Annotated in this window: 7 protein-coding genes; 3 read left to right on the top strand and 4 right to left on the bottom strand. The window is 62.5% G+C overall.

Annotated features, from left to right (window positions below; translation table 11 throughout):
* The first annotated feature begins 1,882 nt into the window (after positions 1-1,882).
* Complete coding sequence (locus V5E97_RS17045; RefSeq protein ID WP_406700496.1) at positions 1,883-19,015, top strand: Ig-like domain-containing protein; 17,133 nt, start codon at positions 1,883-1,885, stop codon at positions 19,013-19,015.
* 269 nt (positions 19,016-19,284) lie between these two features.
* Here the strand turns inward: V5E97_RS17045 and V5E97_RS17040 are convergent, their stop codons facing one another.
* From V5E97_RS17040 to V5E97_RS17030, 3 genes are all read right to left on the bottom strand, one after another.
* Positions 19,285-19,527 carry a hypothetical protein gene (locus V5E97_RS17040; RefSeq protein WP_406700495.1) on the bottom strand — a complete coding sequence of 81 codons (243 nt, stop codon included), beginning with the start codon at positions 19,525-19,527 and terminating at the stop codon, positions 19,285-19,287.
* A 422-nt stretch (positions 19,528-19,949) separates the two neighbouring features.
* On the bottom strand, positions 19,950-21,038 hold the full coding sequence (locus V5E97_RS17035; RefSeq protein WP_406700494.1) for a DUF3472 domain-containing protein: 1,089 nt from the start codon (positions 21,036-21,038) through the stop codon (positions 19,950-19,952).
* Positions 21,039-21,106: 68 nt separating this feature from the next.
* Positions 21,107-21,664, bottom strand: coding sequence for a DNA-3-methyladenine glycosylase I (locus V5E97_RS17030; protein WP_406700493.1), 558 nt, complete (start codon positions 21,662-21,664; stop codon positions 21,107-21,109).
* Between the two features lie 113 nt (positions 21,665-21,777).
* On the opposite strand from V5E97_RS17030, the gene V5E97_RS17025 reads away from it, so the two are divergent.
* A complete protein-coding gene (locus V5E97_RS17025; RefSeq protein ID WP_406700492.1) occupies positions 21,778-21,975 on the top strand; it encodes a hypothetical protein in 198 nt (65 codons plus the stop codon).
* A gap of 99 nt (positions 21,976-22,074) precedes the next feature.
* Positions 22,075-23,283 (top strand): serine hydrolase domain-containing protein, encoded by a 1,209-nt coding sequence (locus V5E97_RS17020; protein WP_406700491.1) that lies wholly within the window; start codon positions 22,075-22,077, stop codon positions 23,281-23,283.
* Between the two features lie 166 nt (positions 23,284-23,449).
* Here the strand turns inward: V5E97_RS17020 and ychF are convergent, their stop codons facing one another.
* Positions 23,450-24,541, bottom strand: coding sequence for a redox-regulated ATPase YchF (ychF, locus tag V5E97_RS17015; RefSeq protein ID WP_406700490.1), 1,092 nt, complete (start codon positions 24,539-24,541; stop codon positions 23,450-23,452).
* Between the last annotated feature and the right edge of the window lie 279 nt (positions 24,542-24,820).

Genomic DNA, 24,820 nt, shown 5'->3' with positions numbered 1-24,820 from the left:
GTGTTGGACATCCGCGAATAAATTTTGTGCGACCGGCTCTTTCACCAGAGCACTCTGCAGAGCAGACAAATGGTGAAACAAGCCGGTCTTTTCATGCGCTTTACTTCCCCAAATGGGCGCCAAGCATCTCAGGCTGGCTGCCGATCGCTTGGTTCATGGGGCCAGTCACCACGCTTTGATCTAACTCCTGCTGTTGCCAAGTCTTCAGTCGAGACACGAGAGAAGTCACGGCAACTGTCGGAGTGACACTTCTCACTTCGTCTACGACGTTGCGAAGACGAGATTGGACAACTCATCATTTTGAGAGTGTTGATGAGACTGCAATACTCCAACCCTTCGTCAATCCAGAGACCCTGCGGCCGCGACAATTGATTTTGGTCGATTTGCCGTCGACGCGGCAGAGACCCGGTGCAGGCGTTTTGTGTTTTTGATTTTCAGGGCGGAGGAGAGCAGTGGGATAAGCTTTTCCCATGCGCATTGATTTTCTTTCTATCTCTCTAAAGCGAACTAACATGTGGTGATAATTGCTGTTTGATCGGCCACTACAACTGCTTGGTCTTTGACTAAACTGTTTTTATGTTATTTTTGGCGTTTGTAACCTCGCGAAGGTGGGGCTGGCCAAGCGATCGCGCATGACCGAGCCCTGTTCTGGTGAATCAATAGAGCATCGAACGATGTTGTCACATCGGCGAAATGGCTCTTTTTCGGAGTACTAAAGTGGTTCAATTAGCCGTGTAGTCGCCAAGAAAAGCACTCGTGATTTTCTCAAGTGGATGACGGTCACAGGTTCCTCACAACTAGATCTACAGATCGAGAAAATTGTCCTTGCTATCGTGAGCTGGTGATATTATCTTTGTAAGGACTGGAAACCTCCTTAGAAATCGGAATCAACCTCGCCGTTATGAGGGTTCTGTTTTCGTTGGATTGCGAAGGTTGACTGTCGTGCGTTAACCCAAGCAAATTCCTCCTCATACGCCTCGCCAGTGTTCGCAGATCATGCAGGTCGCTGTTGACCTACTCCACTTGATCCACGCGAGATCAGCACCATGAGACTGCTTGTATCAACCCATCACGCTTTTATCATTCCCGCCCCCGGCGAATCGCCAATACGCCCACCCCTTGATTAGCGCCGGCCAGTAGGTTTCCGGCCCTTGTCTCTCGTTTCGCAACTCGTCCCGGGAGGGTGACGCCTTGCTCGGCATGAGTTCGAGTTCGTTTGCGCCTGGGGTAAGGGACTGGCGAAGCGCGCGTCAGCGGGCTGATCTGAATGGAAAATCGCGTGTTTGGGTGATTTGCGGTCGAGAGGGCCTGCACGCCCGGCTGAATGCGGTTCGGATCGATGGCGTTGTTGGCTGAATTTCCGCCGCCCTCTAGAAATCAAAACAAGTCATCGGGGCAGCCGCTTAGTTATGCGTACAGTTGGTTGAATGAAATTGCATTCGTGTCTTGATTGGGCTTTCAAGATTCTCAGGCAGTCAGGCCGTTGTCGCAGAATCATTCGTCTCGCAGCTTTCAGGGACCAAAGAATAGGCAGTAAGTGACATGCCTTATTTGAGTCCTAATCAATAACAAAATGTATCCAGGTCTCAGGGTGTGGTTGTACGACGGGTCAGCCCGTCAGTTCCGCGATGTGCTGCGGAGACACGCCCGTCATGTCAGACAAAGTTTGCCGAAAAGGCGCCACGGCGCTTTCTCCTCCACCCAGATTTATCGCCCTGTAGCTTAGGAGATAGTTCCCATGTCTCATCATTCCGATTCCGCACCGCAGCGCCGTTTCGGGTTCTGGAAGAATCGACGCCGACGCGCCAACCAGAACCTTCGGGGACAGGATCGGTCGGCTACTGGGCAATCTGGTATTCGTAATCGAACGCTTGATCTTATTGTGGAGCAGGTTGAGCAGCGCACCCTGCTCTCCGTCGATCTCAACTGGTCGGGGGGGGGAATTGTCGCTCCGGCCAATGCCGACGCACCGGTGCCTATCACGGTAAGCCGCACTTATAACGTCGCGGACTCGGCGGCACCGGCCGACTTCGCGATTTCCTACTATTCCTCGACCGATAATGTGCTGGGGAACGGCGACGACGTCCTGCTGGCCTCCGAGACCATCACGGGCGCCGGGGCCACGGTCGGCACGCACGCTGGGAACAGTCCGTCGCTGCAGTTTAATCAAGCCGGCAGCTATCACCTTTTCGCCGTCATCGATAACGGCAACACCGTCGTCGAATCCGATGAAACGAATAACGCCACCGAGGCGGCTCAAACGGTCACGGTGGGGACGATCATCGATAACGGCACAGCCGGCCATAGCCAAACCGGAGCGTGGGTGGGCTTCAACGGGGGCTACGGTGGGACGGCCAGTTATGCCGCGCCAGGCGCGGGAACTACGTCCGCCACCTGGCAACAGTCGGGTCTGGCCAGTGGCAACTACCAGGTGGATGTCACCTGGCTGGCCGGCACCAACCGGGCCAGCAATGCCACCTATCTCATCTTTGACGGCAACGCCTCCACGCCATTGAAGTCGGTCCAGATCGACCAGCGAAACGCGCCGACGGGAACCGTTGTTGGTGGGACGACGTTCCAGAGCCTGGGCAGTGTGGCGATCTCGAGCGGCACGTTGCGGGTCGTCCTGAGCAATAACGCCAATAATTACGTCATCGCCGACGCGGTGCGGTTCACTCCGTTGCCCGCCCCGGCCTTCGACCTGAATTGGTCAGGTGGGGGCGTGTCGGCGCCCGCCACCGCCGATACCCAGGCGCCCTTCACCGTCGATCGCACCTATAACGTCGTGGGAACCACGGACGACTTTGCGATCGCCTACTACGGCTCGACCGACGCGATTTTGGGTAACGGCGACGACGTGTTGCTGGCCACCGAGACGATCACGGGTGCCGGCAAGACGGTTGGTACGCATAATGGTGCCAGCCCCGCGTTGCAGTTCACCCGCTCCGGCACCTATCACATCTTCGCGGTCATCGATCCGGCCGGGCTGCTCCCCGAATCCAGCGAGCTGAACAACACCGTCGAGGCCTCGGCGCCGGTCGTCGTCAGCGGCCCCTCGATCATCGATAACGGGACGACCGACTACAGCCAGACGGGAACCTGGGTCGGCTTCCCCGGTGGCCATGGCGGAACGGCCAGTTATGCCGCGCCCGGCGACGGGTCGACAGGTGCCACCTGGCAGCAGGCGGGCCTTTCCGCGGGCTACTATGATGTGCAGGTGACCTGGCTGGCCGGGACCAACCGGGCGAGCAATGCCACGTACCTGATCTATGACGGTTCGACGCTGGTGAGAACCGTTCAGGTCGACCAACGGAATGCGCCGACGGGGACTGTCGTTGGTGGGACGACGTTCCAGAGCCTGGGCAGCGTGTCGATCTCGAGCGGGACGCTCAAGGTCGTCCTGACCAACAACGCCAATAATTACGTCATTGCCGACGCCGTGCGATTCGCGCCGGTGGCACCCCCGACCTTCGACCTGAATTGGTCGGGAGGTGGCGTGGTGGCCCCCGCCAATGCCGATACGCAGACCCCCTTCACCGTCACCCGCACCTACAACATCGCGGACACGGCGGCGACGGCCGACTTCGTGATTTCGTACTACGCCTCGACCGACGCGATCTTGGGCAACGGCGACGACGTGTTGCTGGCCACCGAGACGATCACGGGTGCCGGCAAGACGGTTGGTACGCATGCCGGCGCCAGCCCCGCGTTGCAGTTCACCCGTTCCGGCACCTATCACATCTTCGCGGTCATCGATCCGGCCGGCCTCGTCCCCGAATCCAACGAAGCCAACAACACCATCGAGGCCTCGGCGACCGTCGCCGCCAGTGGCCCCTCGTTCATCGACAATGGCACAACCGACTACAGCAAGACGGGAACCTGGGCGAGCTTTGCCGGTGGCCATGGGGGAACGGCCAGCTATGCCGCGCCCGGAGACGGGTCGGCGGCCTCCACCTGGCAGCAGTCGGGCGTTCCTTCGGGCTACTATGATGTGCAGGTGACCTGGCTGGCCGGGACCAACCGGGCGAGCAATGCCACGTACCTGATCTATGACGGTTCGACGCTTCTGGCCACCGTGCCGGTCGACCAGCGGAATGCACCGACGGGAACCGTCGTTGGGGGCTCAACGTTCCAGAGCCTGGGCAAGGTGGCGATCTCGAGCGGGACGCTCAAGGTCGTTCTGACCAACAACGCCAATAACTACGTCATCGCCGACGCCGTGCGATACGCGCCGTCGGTGTCGATCGGCCTCGCAAGCGATACCGGCTCCTCGAACACGGACCAGATTACCAACGACACCACACCGACGTTCACGGGTGTGGCGGTGGCCGGGACGACCATCAGCCTGTTCGACGGCTCCACCCTGCTGGGCACGACCACGGCCAATGGGAGTGGGAGCTGGACGTTCACCGCGGGCACGCTGGCCGACGGCGTTCACAGCATCACCGCTCAGTCAACCCCCGTCGTGGGGAGTCCTTCAACCTCCAATCCTCTGTCGGTGACGATCGACTCGCAAGCGCCGAGTGCGACGGTGGCCTTCCCGGTGGCAGGCGGCAGCTACGGCACGGCCCCCAGTGGTCCGAGCGCCTGGGCGGGGGCGATCAGCGGAACGGCCAGCGAATTCGGCTTGGCCGGTCTCGAGTCGGTGCAGGTGAGCATTCTCCGGGCCATTGATGGCGCCTACTGGAACGGTTCGGCTTTCGTGGCCAGCAACGATCCCATCCTGGTGTCCTCGGTCCTCAGCGGTTCGAGCTGGAGCCTCGCCTTCACCCGACCGAGCAACGGCACTTACTTCATCCAGGCCGTGGCCACCGACATCGCCGGCAACTCAGCGGTGGGCGCACCGACGTCGTTCGCGATTTCGACCGACGCTCCCGCGGCTCCCTCGACTCCGGTCCTCGCCACAGCCAGCGATAGCGGCAACTCCAATAGTGACCACATTACCAACGTCACGACTCCGACGTTCACGGGAACGGCCCAGCCCGGCAGTACGGTCACCCTCTACGAGGGCACGACCGTCTTGGGCACGGGCATTGCTGCTGTCGGCACCGGCGTCTGGAGCATCACCAGTTCGCCGCTGAGCAACGGGCTGCACCAGATCACTGCCACCGCCACGGACGCCGCCACCAACGTTTCCGACTCCTCCGCCGCCCTGGCCGTGACGGTCGACGCTCAGGCTCCTACGTCCTCCATTTCCTTCCCCGCCTCCGGCAGCAGCTATAACGTCGCCGGGTGGACCGGCACGCTCACCGGATCGGCCTCTGATACCGGTCTTGCCGGACTCTCCTCGGTTCAGCTCAGCATCCTCCGGGTCAGCGACGGTTTCTACTGGAACGGCTCCGCCTTCGTCAGCAGCGGCTCGCCCCTCCTCGTTCAGGCCTCCGTGACCGGTTCGACGTGGAGCTACGCTTTCGCCCGGCCGACCGACGGGTCTTACATCGTGCAGACCACGGCCACCGACGTGGCCGGCAACGCGGCGAACAGTGCGCCCGCGGCGTTCGCGGTCGACACCGTCGCCCCCAACGCTCCGCCGACGCCCGTCCTGGCGACCGCCAGCGACAGCGGCAGCTCCAGCAGCGATCACCTGACCAAGATCACCACCCCGTTGTTCTCGGGCACAGCTGAGCCCGGCACCACGGTGACGCTCTACGACACCGACGGCACGACCGTGGTGGGCACGGGCGTGGCCGCCGCCGGCACCGGGATCTGGAGCATCACCAGCTCCGCTCTGAGCAACGGAGCCCACGTGCTCACGGCCAAGGCCCACGACGCCGCCGGCAACGCCTCGGCCGCGTCCGGCTCGGTCACGGTGACGATTGACGCCCAGGCTCCCACGTCGGTGATCGCCTTCCCGGCCGCCGGCGGTAGCTACAATGCGGCCGGGTGGACAGGGCCAATCACCGGGTCGGCCTCCGACACCGGAGTTGCCGGCCTTTCCTCCGTCCAGCTCACCATCGTCCGTGGCAGCGACGGTTACTATTGGGACGGCTCCGCCTTCGTCTCCAGCGGTTCGCCCCTCCTGGTCTCGGCCGTGATCACCGGTCCGACCTGGAGCTATACCTTCGCTCGTCCGGCGGATGGGTCGTACAGCATCCAGGCCACGGCGACCGATCTGGCCGGAAACGCAACGGCTTCCAGCTCGGTCGGGTTTGTCGTCGACACACAGACGCCGACTGTCGCCATTGCCGCTCCGGTGGCTGCCGGCAACTACAGCGCGGCTGGCAGCGGGGTTCATCAGTGGACCGGATCGGTGAGCGGCACGGCCTCCGACGCGGGACCGGCCGGCCTTTCCACCGTCAAGTTGAGCATCGTCCGCGGCAGTGACGGCTACTTCTGGAACGGCACCTCGTTTGTCTCCAGTGGTTCCCCCCTTCTTGTCACGGCCACCATCAGCGGGTCGACCTGGACTTATGCCTTCGCCCGTCCGGCCGACGGCTCGTACAGCGTTCAGGCCACGGCGACCGACCTCGCCGGCAACACGACAACTAGCAGCTCGATCGGTTTCGCGGTCGACACCCAGGCTCCCAGCGTGGCGATCACGGCCCCGGTGGCCGGGGCCAGTTACAGCTCGGCCGTTAGCGGGCCGAATGCCTGGACCGGAGCGATCAGCGGAACGGCCACCGAGTTCGGCCCGTCCGGCCTCGCGTCCGTGCAGGTGAGCGTCCAGCGCAGCGATGGCCAATACTGGAACGGGACCGCCTTCGTCTCCAGCGGCTCGGCGATCTACGTTTCGGCCACCATCACCGGCACGAACTGGAGCTACGCCTTCGCTCGCCCGGCCGACGGCACTTACTTCCTGCGGACCCGAGCGACCGACCAGGCCGCGAACACGACGACCACCGCTCCTTTGAGCTTCTCGGTCGCGACGGTGGCCCCCGCGATCCCCTCGACACCAATCCTCGCGTCGGCCAGCGATAGCGGCAGCTCCAATAGCGATCGCATCACCAACGTCGCCATCCCCACCTTCGTCGGTACCGCCGTTCCGGGCACCACGGTGACCCTCTACAACGGCGTGACCGTGCTGGGCACGGGCATCGCCGCCGCCGGCACAGGCGCCTGGAGCATCACCAGCTCCGCCCTGGCCAACGGCGCTTACGCGGTGACGGCCACCGCCACCGATGCCGCCGGCAATGCCTCGGCCGCGTCCCCCTCGGTCGCGGTGACCATCGACGCCTCGGCACCTTCGTCCGCCGTCACCTTCCCCGCCTCGGGGAGCAGCTACAACGTCGCCGGGTGGACCGGCACGCTCACCGGATCGGCCTCCGACAACGGCCTGGCCGGGCTCTCCTCGGTTCAGCTCAGCATTCTCCGGGTCAGCGACGGTTTCTACTGGAACGGCTCCGCCTTCGTCTCGAGCGGCTCGCCCCTCCTCGTCACGGCCGGCATCGCCGGTTCGACCTGGAGCTACGCTTTCGCCCAACCGACCGACGGGTCGTACATCGTGCAGACCACGGCCACCGACGTGGCCGGCAACGCGGCGAACAGTGCGCCCGCGGCGTTCGCGGTCGACACCGTCGCTCCCAACGCTCCGCCGACGCCCGTCCTGGCGACCGCCAGCGACAGCGGCAGCTCCAGCAGCGATCACCTGACCAAGATCACCACCCCGTTGTTCTCGGGTACGGCTGAGCCCGGCACCACGGTGTCGCTCTACGACACCGACGGCACGACCGTGGTGGGTACGGGTGTGGCCGCCGCCGGCACCGGGATCTGGAGCATCACCAGCTCCGCGCTGAGCAACGGAACCCACGTCCTCACGGCCAAGGCCCACGACGCCGCCGGCAACGCCTCGGTCGCGTCCGGCTCGGTCTCGGTGACGATTGACGCCCAGGCCCCCACATCGGTGATCAGCTTCCCGGGCACCGGCTCCTACGATTCGATCAGCTGGACGGGCACGATCACCGGCACGGTCGACGGTACGGGGACAGCCCCGACCGAGGCCGTGCTGACGATCCGCCAGGTTGGCGGGTCCGAACTCTACTGGAATGGCACCGACGGGTTCACCAGTGTCACTCCGGTCGCCCTCACGGCCACCCTCACGGGCTCAACCTGGAGCTATGTCTTCGCCCGTCCCGCGGATGGATCGTACGTCGTGACCTCCACGACGACCGACACCGCGGGCAACGCCCAGTCGAGCGCGACCTCGGTTCAATTCACGATCAAAGCCTTCAACGTCGCCCCGGTCCTGACGGTGCCCACGGCCCAGACGGTGAATGAAGACACCGCCTTGGTGCTCAATAGCATCGCGGTGTCTGACGTGGACGCCGGGACCAACGCCATCACGGTCACGCTGGGAGTCCAGCACGGCACCGTGTTGGTCACTGCGGGTGTCAGCGGCGGCCTGACCGTGGGCGGCATCGCAGGGAACGGTACGAACTCCGTGACTCTGACCGGCACCCTGGCCGAGATCAATGCCACCCTGCTGGCCGGTGTGACCTACCAGGGAACTCTCAACTACAACGGTAGCGACACGCTCACGGTCGGCGTGACTGACGAGGGCAACACCGGGCTGGGCGGTGCTCTCACTGACACCGAATCAGTCGCTATCACCGTCACGGCAGTGAATGACACTCCGACGGTGGCAACGCCGCTGGGCAACGTGACGGTACTGGAAGACGCGACGGTGTCGACAATCTCGCTGGCGAATGTGTTCGCCGACGTGGATATCGCCACCAATGAAGATAGCCTCACGTACTCGGTGGAGAGCAGCGATCCCACGTTGGTAACGGCGGCGATCGTGGACGGCTCGGTGGTGCTGACCTACCTGGGCAACCAGAACGGCACGGCGACGATCACGGTAACCGCGACCGACGCGGCCAACGCGGCGATCTCGACCAGCTTCGGCGTGACGGTGACGGCGGTGAACGACGCCCCGACGGTGGAGTCGTCGCTGGGCAACGTGACGGTGCAGGAAGACGCGACGGTGTCGACGATCTCGCTGGCGAATGTGTTCGCCGACGTGGACATCGCCACCAATGAAGACAGTCTCACCTACTCGGTGGTGAGCAGCGAGCCCACGCTGGTGACGGCGGCGATCGTGGATGGCTCGGTGGTGCTGACCTACCTGGGCGACCAGAACGGTACGGCGACGATCACGGTGACCGCGACCGACGCGGCCGGTGCGGCGATCTCGACCAGCTTCGGCGTGACGGTGACGGCGGTGAACGACGCCCCGACGGTGGAGTCGTCACTGGGCAACGTGACGGTTCAGGAAGACGCGTCGGTGTCGACGATCTCGCTGGCGAATGTGTTCGCCGACGTGGACATCGCCACCAACGAAGATAGCCTCACGTACTCGGTGTCCAGCAGCAACACTGATCTGGTGACGGCAGCGATCGTGGACGGCTCGGTGGTGCTGACGTACCTGGGCAACCAGAACGGCACGGCGACGATCACGGTGACCGCGACCGACGCGGCCAACGCGGCGATCTCGACCAGCTTCGGCGTGACGGTGACGGCGGTGAACGACGCCCCGACGGTGGAGTCGTCGCTGGGCAACGTGACGGTGCAGGAAGACGCGACGGTGTCGACGATCTCGCTGGCGAATGTGTTCGCCGACGTGGACATCGCCACCAATGAAGACAGCCTCACCTACTCGGTGGTGAGCAGCGAGCCCACGCTGGTGACGGCGGCGATCGTGGATGGCTCGGTGGTGCTGACGTACCTGGGCAACCAGAACGGTACGGCCACGATCACGGTGACGGCGACCGACGCGGCCGGTGCGGCAATCTCGACCAGCTTCGGCGTGACGGTGACGGCGGTGAACGACGCCCCGACGGTGGAGTCGTCACTGGGCAACGTGACGGTTCAGGAAGACGCGTCGGTGTCGACGATCTCGCTGGCGAATGTGTTCGCCGACGTGGATATCGTCACCAATGAAGATAGCCTCACGTACTCGGTGGAGAGCAGCGATCCCACGCTGGTGACGGCGGCGATCGTGGATGGCTCGGTGGTGCTGACCTACCTGGGTGACCAGAACGGCACGGCGACGATCACGGTAACCGCGACCGACGCGGCCGGTGCAGCGATCTCGACCAGCTTCGGCGTGACGGTGACGGCGGTGAACGACGCCCCGACGGTGGAAACGACGCTGGCCCCTGTGACGGTGGAGGAAGACGCGTCGGTGTCGACGATCTCGCTGGCGAATGTGTTCGCCGACGTGGACATCGCCACCAATGAAGATAGCCTTACGTACTCGGTGGAGAGCAGCGATCCTACTTTGGTGACGGCAGCGATCGTGGACGGCTCGGTGGTGCTGACGTACCTGGGCAACCAGAACGGCACGGCGACGATCACGGTGACGGCGACCGACTCGGCCAACGCAGCGATCTCGACCAGCTTCGGCGTGACGGTGACGGCGGTGAACGACGCCCCGACGGTGGAGTCGTCGCTGGCCAACGTGACGGTGCAGGAAGACGCGACGGTGTCGACGATCTCGCTGGCGGGCGTGTTCGCCGACGTGGACATCGCCACCAATGAAGATAGCCTCACCTACTCGGTGGAGAGCAGCGATCCCACGTTGGTGACGGCGGCGATCGTGGACGGCTCGGTGGTGCTGACCTACCTGGGCAACCAGAACGGCACGGCGACGATCACGGTAACCGCGACCGACGCGGCCAACGCGGCGATCTCGACCAGCTTCGGCGTGACGGTGACGGCGGTGAACGACGCCCCGACGGTGGAGTCGTCACTGGGCAACGTGACGGTTCAGGAAGACGCGTCGGTGTCGACGATCTCGCTGGCGAATGTGTTCGCCGACGTGGACATCGCCACCAACGAAGATAGCCTCACGTACTCGGTGTCCAGCAGCAACACCGATCTGGTGACGGCAGCGATCGTGGACGGCTCGGTGGTGCTGACCTACCTGGGTGACCAGAACGGCACGGCGACGATCACGGTGACCGCGACCGACGCGGCCAACGCGGCGATCTCGACCAGCTTCGGCGTGACGGTGACGGCGGTGAACGACGCCCCGACGGTGGAGTCGTCGCTGGCCAACGTGACGGTGCAGGAAGACGCGACGGTGTCGACGATCTCGCTGGCGAATGTGTTCGCCGACGTGGACATCGCCACCAACGAAGACAGCCTCACCTACTCGGTGGTGAGCAGCGAGCCCACGCTGGTGACGGCGGCGATCGTGGATGGCTCGGTGGTGCTGACGTACCTGGGCAACCAGAACGGTACGGCCACGATCACGGTGACGGCGACCGACGCGGCCGGTGCGGCAATCTCGACCAGCTTCGGCGTGACGGTGACGGCGGTGAACGACGCCCCGACGGTGGAGTCGTCACTGGGCAACGTGACGGTTCAGGAAGACGCGTCGGTGTCGACGATCTCGCTGGCGAATGTGTTCGCCGACGTGGACATCGCCACCAACGAAGATAGCCTCACGTACTCGGTGTCCAGCAGCAACACCGATCTGGTGACGGCAGCGATCGTGGACGGCTCGGTGGTGCTGACCTACCTGGGCAACCAGAACGGCACGGCGACGATCACGGTGACGGCGACCGACTCGGCCAACGCAGCGATCTCGACCAGCTTCGGCGTGACGGTGACGGCGGTGAACGACGCCCCGACGGTGGAGTCGTCACTGGGCAACGTGACGGTTCAGGAAGACGCGTCGGTGTCGACGATCTCGCTGGCGAATGTGTTCGCCGACGTGGACATCGCCACCAACGAAGATAGCCTCACGTACTCGGTGTCCAGCAGCAACACCGATCTGGTGACGGCAGCGATCGTGGACGGCTCGGTGGTGCTGACGTACCTGGGCAACCAGAACGGCACGGCGACGATCACGGTGACGGCGACCGACGCGGCCAACGCGGCGATCTCGACCAGCTTCGGCGTGACGGTGACGGCGGTGAACGACGCCCCGACGGTGGAGTCGTCGCTGGGCAACGTGACGGTGCAGGAAGACGCGACGGTGTCGACGATCTCGCTGGCGAATGTGTTCGCCGACGTGGACATTGCCACCAACGAAGACAGCCTCACCTACTCGGTGGTGAGCAGCGAGCCCACGCTGGTGACGGCGGCGATCGTGGACGGCTCGGTGGTGCTGACCTACCTGGGCAACCAGAACGGCACGGCGACGATCACGGTAACCGCGACCGACGCGGCCAACGCGGCGATCTCGACCAGCTTCGGCGTGACGGTGACGGCGGTGAACGACGCCCCGACGGTGGAGTCATCGCTGGGCAACGTGACGGTGCAGGAAGACGCGACGGTGTCGACGATCTCGCTGGCGAATGTGTTCGCCGACGTGGACATCGCCACCAATGAAGATAGCCTCACGTACTCGGTGTCCAGCAGCAACACTGATCTGGTGACGGCAGCGATCGTGGACGGCTCGGTGGTGCTGACGTACCTGGGCAACCAGAACGGCACGGCGACGATCACGGTGACCGCGACCGACGCGGCCGACGCGGCGATCTCGACCAGCTTCGGCGTGACGGTGACGGCAGTGAACGACGCCCCGACGGTGGAGTCGTCGCTGGGCAACGTGACGGTGCAGGAAGACGCGACGGTGTCGACGATTTCGCTGGCGAATGTGTTCGCCGACGTGGACATCGCCACCAACGAAGATAGCCTCACGTACTCGGTGTCCAGCAGCAACACCGATCTGGTGACGGCAGCGATCGTGGACGGCTCGGTGGTGCTGACGTACCTGGGTGACCAGAACGGCACGGCCACGATCACGGTGACCGCGACCGACGCGGCCGGTGCGGCAATCTCGACCAGCTTCGGCGTGACGGTGACGGCGGTGAACGACGCCCCGACGGTGGAGTCGTCACTGGGCAACGTGACGGTGCAGGAAGACGCGTCGGTGTCGACGATCTCGCTGGCGAATGTGTTCGCCGACGTGGACATCGCCACCAACGAAGACAGTCTCACCTACTCGGTGGAGAGCAGCGAGCCCACGCTGGTGACGGCGGCGATCGTGGATGGCTCGGTGGTGCTGACCTACCTGGGCAACCAGAACGGCACGGCGACGATCACGGTGACCGCGACCGACGCGGCCGACGCGGCGATCTCGACCAGCTTCGGCGTGACGGTGACGGCGGTGAATGACGCCCCGACCGCTGCAAGTCAGTCGCTGACCACCGACGAGGACACGACTCTCACGGTGGTTCTCAGCAGCACCGATGTCGAGACATTGCCGGCGGCTCTGAACTTCACAATCACCTCACTGCCGACGCACGGCACGCTCAGCTACCTCGGCAACCCCGTGACCTTGGGGCAGCAGGTGATCGGTAGCCCGGTGGCTCTGCTCTACACGCCCGTGGGGAACTACAACGGGTCGGACGGCTTCACTTACTCCGTCACCGACGGTGGTGATGGCTCCGCGGCTGCGACCACTTCGAGCGGGACCGTGGCGATCACCGTTGCGGCAGTCAATGACGCTCCTCAACTGACGGTCCCCGGTGCTCAGACGGCGGTCGAGGACACGGACAAGCTCATCACCGGAATCTCGGTGAGTGACCTCGACGCTGGGACAAGCCCCATCAGTGTGACGCTGATCGTGGCTCACGGGACCGTAACTGTGTCCGCCGCCGAGAGTGGCGGTCTGACGGCGGGAGGCATCAGTGGTAACGGTTCCGGCTCACTGACCTTGACCGGTAGCCAGGCCGCGATTAATGCCACCCTGGCGGCGGGTGTCATCTACAAGGGGACGGTCAACTACAACGGGAGTGACTCGCTGGCTATCACCGTCTCCGACGGGGGCAATACCGGCAGCGGTGGCGCCAAGTCGGCCACGAACTCGGTGGCGATCACGATCACCGAGGTCAACGATACCCCGACATCCACCGGAGTCCCGGTGGCCAATGTGACGGTTGCCGAAAACCCGGGTCTGGTGCCGCTGGGGCTGACGGGCTTGGCCTACTCGGCTGGACCGGGCGACGAGCCTCAAGACTTGATCTATACGGTGACCTCGCTCCCCTCCGGATCGCTGGGGCAGGTTGTCTTGAGCAATGGGACCACACCGGTCACGCTGGGTAGCTACTCTCTGGCAGCCATCCAAGGGATGAAGTTCTTCGCGGCCGACGATGCCAATGGAAGCGGCACATTCAGCTTCACGGTGACCGACACAGGCACCACGAATGGCGCCGCCGATCCGAAGACACTGGTCCAGTCCCTGACGATCACCATCACCGAGGTCAACAATCCGCCGGTCCTCACGGCGGGGTCGGTGAACAATCTGACCGTCGCTGAGGATTCGGGCACCACATCGATGGGCTTCGCCGGTCTGACCTATTCGGCCGGACCCGCCAATGAGGCTCAAGCCCTGATCTACACGGTGACCACGCTCCCGTCGGCTTCGTTGGGACAGGTTGTCCTGAGCAACGGTACCACTCCGGTGACACTCAAAACCTACCTCCTGTCCGAGATCCGGGGGATGAGGTTTGTGCCGGTGGCGAACGCCAATGGGAGCGGCACGTTCAGCTTCACAGTGACCGACAGCGGCACCACGAACGGCGTCTCCGACCCGCAAACCCTGACCGAGACGGTGACGATCACCGTCACCGAGGTCAACGATACGCCACTTGTTGCCACTGGCTCGGTGAACAACCTGACGGTCCTCGAAGACTCGGGCACGACAACGTTGGGTCTGACCGGCGTGACGTATTCGGCCGGCCCTGGCGAAGATTCCACTCAGTTGCTGACCTACACCGTGACGGTGATCCCCGATCCCGCCCTGGGCAGCGTGCAATTGCTTGACGGAACACCGGTCACCACCGGCACGCCGTATACCCTGACGCAGATTCAGGGGATGAAGTTTGTGGCGGTGGCCAACGCCAACGGGAGCGGCCAGTTCCGTTTCGTGGTGACCGACGATGGCACGACGGACGGTGGCTACGCGCCCAAATCGCTGATCCAGACGATCGTCATCACGGTGACCCCGGTCAACGACGCCCCCAGCTTCACACCAGGCAACAACGTGGCCGTCCTGGAGGATTCGGCACCTTACGCGGCAATCTGGGCCACGGTTATCTCCGTCGGGCCGGCCAACGAGTCGGCTCAGACGCCCACTTTCCACGTTAGCAACAACAACTCCGGGCTATTCTCGGTGCAACCGGCGATCGCTGCCAACGGCATCTTGACCTTCACGCCGAGTGCCAACGCCAACGGCGTGGCCACAGTCTCGGTCTCCCTGCAAGATAGCGGCGATGGGAGTAACGTTTCCCCCACGGTGACCTTCACGATCACCATCACCCCGGTGAACGACGCGCCAAGCTTCACGCGAGGCCCTGATCTGAGCGTTTCGCCGGTCTCCGGTCCCCACACGAGTACGTGGGCCACGAGTATCCTCGCCGGACCGACTGTCGACGAGTCATCACAATCTCTGGAATTCGTCGTCACCAACAATGCCAACGGTCTGTTCGCCGTGCAGCCAACGATCGACAGCTCCGGCACACTCCGTTTCACCGCGGCGGTCAACGCTAATGGCACTGCCACGGTGTCCGTTTTCTTGAGGGACAACGGCGGGACGGCTGATTCCGGTGCTAACCAGTCCTCGACTGTTACCTTTACGATCACAGTCGACTCGACGACGCCGGCACCGACGATCACGACCCCGGTTTTTCTCCAGGACTTCCAGAGCAATAGTGATGGCTGGATGTTGAATAGCTCTGGTGAACCGAACATCCCTAGGGATGGTGACGGGCACGGTGTGGTGAACGTTACTTCGTCGAGTGACGCCGGCCCCTTCACTCGGTTCGGTGGTTACTCGGCCTCCTTCCCCCAGGGTGGGTACTCGACCTCGCTCGATATCTTCCTGGATCCAGCCAACGTCGGTTCTATCAGCAACGGCAGTCGGTTTAGTTACACCTCGGCGATCAACTCGACGACCTTGACCGGTGGATTGCCAACCCACCTTCGGGATTTCGCTTTCAACGCCGGCTATTACAACGACGACGACGGTGTGAATTCGACGCCTCGCTTCGAGATCAGCGTGGCCACCGGGGCTCCCGGAAATCCCCGAGCCGGAGATTCGGTGACGATCGAGGGCACAGGCTGGTATCGATTCGAGCATCGTTTCTATGACAACGGCAGTGGTGTCTTGGCCGTGGAACTCACCATCCGGAACGCGGTGTCGGGTGAGTTGGTTAAGACGTGGACTCTGAGCCAGCCCAGTGATCGCATTGGTGTCAATGTGGGTGGAAATCGTTACGGTTGGTTTGCCGCCGATCAGCAAATCCCCAACCTCAAGATCGACAATTCCACGTTGATCCATAACCTGTTGACCACTGACAACACCCCGACGATCTCGGGCATTGCGGAGCCGGGAAGCAGTGTGGCCATCTTCCTCGGGACCAACCCGACAGCCATCGCCACGGTATCGGCCGACGTCTCGACCGGGGCCTGGACTTACACCAGTCCCTCGTTGAGTGACGGGACCTACAAGTTCACCGCGAAGGCCACCGATGAGGTCGGTAATGTCTCCACGGTCTCTCAGACGCTTGTGATCCAGGTCGACACGACGGCTCCAACGACCCCGACGATCACCCCGACAGACTTCACGCAGACATTCGACAGCAATGGCGATGGCTGGGACGGCGTCACGGCATCTTCGGGGCACGGGGTGGTGCTGTCAGGATCCAGTTCATCGAGTAATTTCACTCGCTTTGGAGGGTATGAGGCGGTCTTCCCCCAAGGCGGCTATACAACGTCTCTCGACATTTACTTCTCCACAAGCAGCCTCCAGGCAGCATCGACTCCCAACAACACGCGGTTCGAGTACTCATCCGCGATTAACAGGTCGGCACTTGACGGTGGCGGGAATACGCTCCACCTTCGAGACTTCGTGTTCAGCGCGGGCTTTTACAACGACAGCGACTCGACCGGTACAGGAGCCCGGATCGTGATCGGGACCAGCAACAACGCTGGTTCCAATCCCAAGAGCCTGGCCACCCCGCTCACGATCAAGGGCAACGGCTGGTTCCGGTTCCAGCATCGTTTTTACGACAACGGAAGTGGGATCCTCGCCGTTGAACTCCGCGTCATCGACCTCAACTCGGGAGCCATTCTCAAGACGTGGACTCTGAGCAATCCCAATGACGTCATCAGCACCACCGTCGGTGGGCATCGTTATGGTTGGTTCCCCACTCAGCAATTCCCCAGTCTTACGGTCGACAACTCCACGCTCGTTCACAATCAGCCGACGATGACGGGCACCGCGGAGCCGGGAAGTACGGTGGCCGTTTACCTTGATGGTAGCTCGACGCCTCTCGGTACCGTTTTGGCCAACGCCATCACCGGCAAGTGGAGTTTCACCTCCTCAGTGCTCGGCGAAGGGTCTTACACCTTCACCGCCACGGCCACGGATATCGCCGGAAACGTGTCCGTCGCCTCCGCCCCCCACGTGGTCGTGATCGACACGATCGCACCGACGGTGGCGGGTACATCAATCGCCCTCGTCGATCCCGGCTCGAGCACTCCCGAGAGCGTGGACTTCACTGTGACATTCGCAGAGAAGGTCACGGGAGTCGGTGTCGACGACTTCACCCTGGTGACGACTGGCACGATCTCTGGTTCGGTGGTCACTGGCGTTACCAGCGAGGATGGGGGAAAGACCTATACGGTCACAGTGGGGGGTTATACAGGTACCGGTACGATCACCCTGTACCTCAATAACAATCGGTCGATCGCCGACTTGGGGGGGAACACTCTGGCACTCGATGCGGGTTGGGATCTCATCACCGACTCGCATCGATCGACACCGCTCACATCGTCTATCGAGTTCCTTGGCGCCCCCGTCGGCACGTCGGCACCGAATGGCCGGGTTCAGTTCACCGTCGGCTCCAATGGAGACAGCGCTGCCGAACTCGTGATTGCCAACTTCGGCGGGACGAGGCTTGCCGACTTGACAGCCCTGTCCTACTCCGCTCTCGTCAGTACCCCAGGGGCTAGCGTTCAGTCGATCTACATCCGACTCGACATCGACTTTAACGGCGACGGCAACGTGGATGACCTGCTCCTCTTCGAGCCGGCATACCAGACCGGTACCTATCCCGGCGCGACTGTCCCGAACCAGGGAGCCGTTACCACAGGGGTCTGGCAGGACTGGAACGCGTTGACCGGCGGGTGGTGGTCGGTGGCAGCCGGCACTGGCGGCCCGCCGGTGGTGACCCTGGCCAGCTATCTTTCGGCCCATCCCGACGCGACGATCGTTAATCCTGCGTCTGGTCTTGGGGGTATTCGGATCGTTGCCGGATACGGAGCGGGGGCCTGGAACAACTTCGTGGGAAGTGTTGCCAACGTCACGATCAGCACTGCGACCACGACGACGACCTTCCCGGCCATCAATCCGACTGCGTCAGTGACGATCGGCGCGGAATCCCTTCGTCTGGCAAGCAGCCCGATCGCACCGGAAACGGCGCCGGGAGCACTCACCCCAGACGCTCTCGCTCCGATTGTCTCCGAGGCGATCAGCCGATGGCAGGCGGCGGGGATTAGCCAGGCTCAGTTGGCCATCCTGGAAAATGCGACGATTCAGATCGCCGACCTTTCCGGGGATCTACTCGGGCAGGCTGTTGAGAGTGCGGGCGTGATCGTGATCGACCAGGATGCCGCCGGCTTCGGCTGGTATGTCGATCAGACGCCGGCGGACGATGGTGAGTTCGGTACCGAAGAGTCGTCCGAGGTTCGCAACCACGCCGACTTGCTCTCCGTCGTCCTGCACGAGATGGGGCACCTGCTCGGACTCGACCATGACCACGGTGACGACGTCATGAATGCGGAGCTTCCGCTGGGCGTCCGGAATCTGCCGGAACCCACGGTGGTCACGCCGTTTGTGAAGGTCTCCATGACCCCATCGCAGTCGGCCCCCCGGGTCGTGGTCTCGCAGGATGGGGCCAACGGGACGGGCGGTCGCTCCGCACTGGCCTCGTCGATCAGCCACGACCATGCCCTGGGCGCATTCGACGGCCAGGATCAGGATGACTCCTTGCTGGGTGAAATGGCCCGGAACCTGTTCCGCGTCCGCCGCCACGGACGTCGCCCGAACGACGCTCGTTGATGATATAGCCCAGGCCTTAACGGAGCGGGATCGCCTCCCGCTCTCGCTCAAAGGCCGTCGATCGTGAGAGTCTGATTCTCCACCGGCCATCGTGGCCGACCTCATCGGTCGGCCACGATGGCCTTTTTGCACAACCATGCGGCTTCAGCCGATCCGCTCCGCGGAAGACTTTCGTCTCAAATTGATGACAGGCCAGGCGCACGAAAACGCCCGACTCGGTCCGATCTGACCGGGGCGGGCGTGTGCATTCATTTTAGCGAGAGTACGGTTTAGTTGGCTTCGACCAGAGCGGTGGGCTCGGCGAGCCGCTGGACGACGGCCATCGCATCCTCCGCCCGGCGGTATTCGCTATATTTTGCCAGAGGAGCGGAGTACGAGCCGTCTTTATAGACGCCGACAACGGCGTGAAGGCCCCGGAAATCAACCACCGCGGCCCGATCGATCAGGCCCGAACGGATCACGGAGGCGAGATGACGCTGCCACATGGTCGTTTCGGAGATCGTGCTCAACATAGCGGCCTCCTTGTGGCGGCTTGGGGTCAGTCAGTCAGTGGGGGCTTGAGGACAGAATCAAATCCCCCGCAGTTAATACGTCGGGTTCGCGCCGATTGTTCCTTGATTGTAGGATTCAATGAATATCAGACAAATCGTGCCCCCCGGGTGTGCCATCCGACCAGTTACTTCAAGCTTGGACATCATGTGACGCACGCCTTGTCGGTTCGGGGGATTGGGGGCCGGGCTGGCAACCTTCCTTCTCGGTCAGAAACGCCAGGATCGCTTGAGCGGACATCCGAGGGCCGTAATCATTGGATTGGCTGACCCTTTTGGGAGCAACGAAATCGGTCTCGTGCAAGAATGGAATTTTCGAGTCCGAAGGCAGGACCAGTCTGGAGCCGTCCGTGGCGAGGGCGTGGTCGCGCTCCGTGTCTTAAGGATCACAGACCGTCCGCGCACTGAACGGCGATCACGCGCTCGGCGTCGAAGAGCAGGTTTGCCGACGACTTTCCGTCGTGACCTCGCACAAGCAAAACGCTTTTACGATGGACGTTCCTGTTATCCCACGGGCCTTGGAACAATTGGAGGCCAGGAAGTTGCTTGGCCACCGACAGTGGGGTTAAACCGGATTGGGCCGCCGCGACTTTGAGGTGGCCGGCCACGGCCGGGAGTGCCGCGAGCGGCAGGCCGTCGGGCAGCTTCCGCGTGACTCCAGCGGGCAGACTCATCAACTCACGCAACTTCGCACCACTGTTCTTGGTCTCACCGCCGGTCGCCAGGAAGAATCGCTCGCCATCAACGTACGCGTTAATGTTTGTGGCCGGGTTGGAATCGCCGGTAAATCGGGCTTTGGAAAGCGAGATCGAGTCACCCGTCTGAGTTATGACCCAACCATTAGCGAAGTGGGCCAGGCGGGCTTTGGTTGCGGAAACGCGATCCCGTTTGAAGTCCTCGATAAACGAGTAGTAGCCGCTCAGATTCTTGCCGCCGGTCACGGTGGAGAAGGTGACCAGGTGTTTCCACGCCTGATTCTCGGGAACGAAGAAGTAGCCCGAGTACTCCGTGCGTTGTTCCTTGACTTTCGCGGTGACCAGAAGCCGATACGTTTCTCCCACCTTCCAGTTGTAGTCGAAGAACGATTGTCCGCCGGTCCCTTCGCCACCGAATCGGCCAATGCGGACGCTCTCATCTTTACTGATGAGCTTGGTGCGATCGTCTTCCTTGACGGCTTTGGGGTCGTTCTGTTGGGAATCCCAGACCGAAAACAGAAGCAGTTTCTTACCGTTGGCGAGCTCTTGCAAGCCGAAGTAGCCCTTGTTCCAGCCACAGACCATGAAGTAAGTGCCCACGGCCGACTGCTGGATTGTGACCTCATTGTAAAACGCAACCCCCTCAGGGGCTGGGTAGCCAAGATGGACCGAACGACAGGCGATATCTTTGAGACGCTCGTCCGCCTGGGCCGCCGAAATGCCCAGCACCAGGCTCCCCAAGGTAAGAAGCCCAGCAAGGCCGCGAACATATTGAGTCATGGAGAATTTCCCTCGATTGCGAATCGGTGAAATCATGCGAACGTCGTTGATGTTCAGTGAAGCAACCATCATCCGACCTGAGGGTACCGGAAGCAATCGACGAGGTGGTCGTTGACCAGGCCCGTTGCCTGCATCAGAGCGTAGCAGATCGTTGAGCCGACGAAGGTGAACCCTCGGCGTTTCAGGGCCTTGCTCAAGGTATCCGAGACGTCGGACCGGGCTGGAACTTCCCCGTGGGTTCGCCAGGAATTCGAGATGGGGCCTCCTCCGACGAATCCCCATATGTAAGTGTCAAAGCTTGCGAACTCTTGCTGAACCTCCAGAAACGCTCGGGCATTCTTGATGGCGGAGTTCACCTTCAGTCGGTTGCGGATGATTCCAGGATTGGCGAGCAGGGCTTCGACCTTCTTCCCTTCGTAGCGGGCGACGAGCGCCGGATCAAACCCATCGAAGGCTGCTCGGTAGCTTTGCCGCTTCTTGAGGATGGTGTCCCAACTGAGGCCCGCCTGGGCTCCTTCGAGAATGAGAAACTCAAACCAACGCAAGTCGTCGTGGACCGGGACGCCCCATTCCTCGTCGTGATAGCGGATCGCCAGTTCGTTCGTTGCCCAGTCGCACCGGCGCATCAGTCGACCCCCGTCTTGTCGGACTCATCCTCACCCAGGTTCAGCATCATATTCAATCGTTGCTCGGCCGAGGAGGGGACTCTGACCGCTCGCATCGGTTCGGCGAATTTGAAATGGAACGCCGCACTGCGGCCCAAAATCCACAGCAAACCATGATTAAACAATCCTTCAAGGTCACTTTGGCGAAGGTCTCGATTGTGGATCGGACGTTTGCCAGAACGCTTGTCGAGATGATGATCCCACGGAAAATGGCTTCTCCTGCGGCGAGCAAGCGGTCGGTCGTTTCCTTTGCGTTTTCGGACGGGGGATGAAAAGATAACCTCTCCGTTCGATCCAACTTTGAAACGGTTAGCCCTTGTGCTTTGTCGGGCGACCGGCGGATGGCCATTCACTGAGCACGGAGAGATCGTATGACTCGATTTTCGTGGTCGCCTTTCTCGAGGACGATCGCCTCGATCACGCTCGTCCTGGCGACAGTCGGCGGCGCCGTCGCTCAGGAGACGGGGGAACGCGTCAAGCCAGGCGTCGCCGCCGCGATCAGCCAGCAGATGCGCCAATTTATCGCCGCCAAGGAAATCTCCGGCGCAGTGACGCTCGTCGCGTCACCCAGCCGGACCCTCCATGTTGTCGCTTCGGGCAAGGCCGACATCGGAGGAGACAGGCCGATGCGTCCCGACACGATCTTCTGGATCGCGTCGATGACGAAACCGATCACGGCGACGGCCGTCCTGATGCTTCAAGAGGAGGGCAAGCTCTCCATCGACGACCCGGTCGAGAAGCACCTCCCCGAGTTCGCGAAGCTCGCAACCACTCAGGGAACCCCCGCGCGGGTCACCCTCCGTCACCTGCTGACCCACACCTCGGGAATGGGTGAGATCTCGCCCAAGGAGGCCCGAGAAATCAAGAATTTGGCCGGCCTGATCCCCTTGTACGTCGCGAAGCCAGTGTCGTTTGAGCCCGGCTCGAAGTGGGTTTACTGCCAGTCGGGAATCAACACCGCAGCGCGGATTGTCGAGGTCGTCTCGGGCGAACCGTTCGACACCTTCCTGGATCGGCGGTTGTTTAAACCGCTCGGCATGAACGATACGACCTTCTACCTCTCTGACGAGCAGGTCTCCCGGCTCGCCCAGCCCTATCGAAAGACGAGCCAAGGGGAGCTCGAATTGGCGGAGAACCGCATCCTGTACGGAAAAGGTCCGACGAGCCGGGACCGGTTCCCCGCGGCCAACGGGGGCCTGTTCTCGACGGCCCAGGATTACGCACGCTTCTGCCAGTTGATCCTTCGCGGTGGCGAATTCGACGGTACGCGCTATTTGAAACCGGATTCCGTCAAGCTGATGACCTCGCTCCAGACACAGGACCTGAAGACAGGCTTCACCCCAGGCAACGGCTGGGGCCTGGGTTGGTGTGTCGTCCGTGAACCACAGGGTGTCACTGCCATGCTCTCGCCCGGAAGCTTCGGTCACGGCGGTGCGTACGGAACCCAAGCCTGGATCGATCCCGCCAAGGAGCGGATCTACATCCTCATGGTCCAGCGGGAAAACTTCCCCAACGCCGATGCATCCGACGTCCGAGCCTCATTCCAGAAGGAAGCGACGTCCGACAAGACAAGCCATTGAGGAATGGCGAGTGGTTCCTCGCAAGGTGCGGAGGGATCAAGCCGTGCTGGAATCGGCTTTCCTGGGTTTTCGAGAATGCAGGGTTTCAACGGTGGGCTGAGAGGCGGCCGACGGTCGGAGATCAACACTCCGACGAAGCCGGCCGCCCCTTGATCGAGGCGTCGGCTCAGTTGTTGAACAAGAAGTGGCAGATGTCGCCGTCCTGCATGACGTAATTCTTACCTTCGACGCGGAGCCGACCGGCCTGACGGATCTCTTTCTCGCTACGGTAGGTTTCGAGGTCGTTCAGGGAATAGACCTCGACGCGAATGAACCCCTTCTCGAAGTCGGTGTGGATCACTCCGGCAGCCTGTGGGGCGGTCGCGGCGATTGGGATCGTCCAGGCGCGAACTTCCTTTTCGCCGGCGGTGAAATAACTGTGGAGGCCGAGTACCCGGTAGGCCTCGCGGGTCAGGGTCGTGAGTGCCGGTTGTTGAAGGCCCGACGACGCCAGCATCTCGGCGCGATCCGCCTCGTCGAGCTCGGCGATCTCGGCCTCGAGTTTCGCACAGACGGGCACGACCGAAGCGCCGGTCTTGGCGGCGAACTCGCGGACCTGCTGGACGAGCGGCCCCTCTCCGGCCAGGTCGTTCTCATCGACGTTGGCGACGTAGAGGACCGGCTTGGCGGTCATCAGGCCGAAGCTTGAGATGGACTTGGCATCCGACTCATCCAGGGTGAGCTTGCGAAGCGGCTCGTCGGTGCCGAGGTGCTCGAGGCATTTGCGGATCACGTCGACCCGTTGCTTCGCCTCTTTATCTCCCCCTTTCGCGGTCCGTTCAGCCCGGGGCAAGGCATTGTCCAGGGTCTGCATGTCGGCCAGCATCAATTCGATTTCGATGGTCTCGATGTCAGAGACCGGGTTCACCGCGCCGGCGACGTGAACGACGTCGGGGTCCTCAAAGCAGCGGACCACCTGGAGGATGGCGTCAACTTCGCGGATGTGGCTGAGGAATTTGTTGCCGAGTCCGAGTCCCTCGCTCGCTCCTTTGACGATCCCGGCGATATCCACCAGCTTGAGCGCGGTGGGCACGAGCTTTTTGGGGACGATGTAGGTACTGATCCGCCTCAGTCGGTCGTCGGGGACGCTCACAATTCCTTCGTTGGGCTCGATCGTGCAGAACGGATAATTGGCGCTCTGCGCGGCCTTGGAGCTTGTGAGAGCGTTGAACAGCGTGCTCTTACCTACGTTTGGCAGACCGACGATGCCAGCTTTCATGATCCTCGACCACCTTGATCCATACCAGAGGAGACGTGCGTGGGGAATAAAAGAAGGAACGGGGCCTGTTAACCGACAGGCTCACACCTCGGCCGATGGCGTAAAGTCTTCGGCCGGTAGCTCTCAACTTAAAACGAGTCGAATCAGACGATCACCGAGATGCGGGCCAAGGCCCGTCCGGCTTTTAGGCGGGGGGATCCCGGACGCAAAAAAACACGAGCCAAAGCACGCGCCTGCGAGGAGTTACCCCCGCGCCGCGTGCCCGAATCGTTACTACTC

The organism is Singulisphaera photorubra, assembly GCF_045290345.1.
Lineage (GTDB): Bacteria > Planctomycetota > Planctomycetia > Isosphaerales > Isosphaeraceae > Singulisphaera.
Note: the sequence above shows the minus strand (reverse complement) of the source record. Positions and strands in the feature narration are given on the sequence as shown.

Bases quoted from the DNA above. Each gene is read 5' to 3' on its own strand.
- V5E97_RS17035 (WP_406700494.1), bottom strand. From the start codon at position 21,038: ATGACTCAATATGTTCGCGGCCTTGCTGGGCTTCTTACCTTGGGGAGC.
- V5E97_RS17020 (WP_406700491.1), top strand. From the start codon at position 22,075: ATGACTCGATTTTCGTGGTCGCCTTTCTCGAGGACGATCGCCTCGATC.
- ychF (WP_406700490.1), bottom strand. From the start codon at position 24,541: ATGAAAGCTGGCATCGTCGGTCTGCCAAACGTAGGTAAGAGCACGCTG.
- V5E97_RS17030 (WP_406700493.1), bottom strand. From the start codon at position 21,664: ATGCGCCGGTGCGACTGGGCAACGAACGAACTGGCGATCCGCTATCAC.
- V5E97_RS17025 (WP_406700492.1), top strand. From the start codon at position 21,778: ATGGAACGCCGCACTGCGGCCCAAAATCCACAGCAAACCATGATTAAA.
- V5E97_RS17040 (WP_406700495.1), bottom strand. From the start codon at position 19,527: ATGTTGAGCACGATCTCCGAAACGACCATGTGGCAGCGTCATCTCGCC.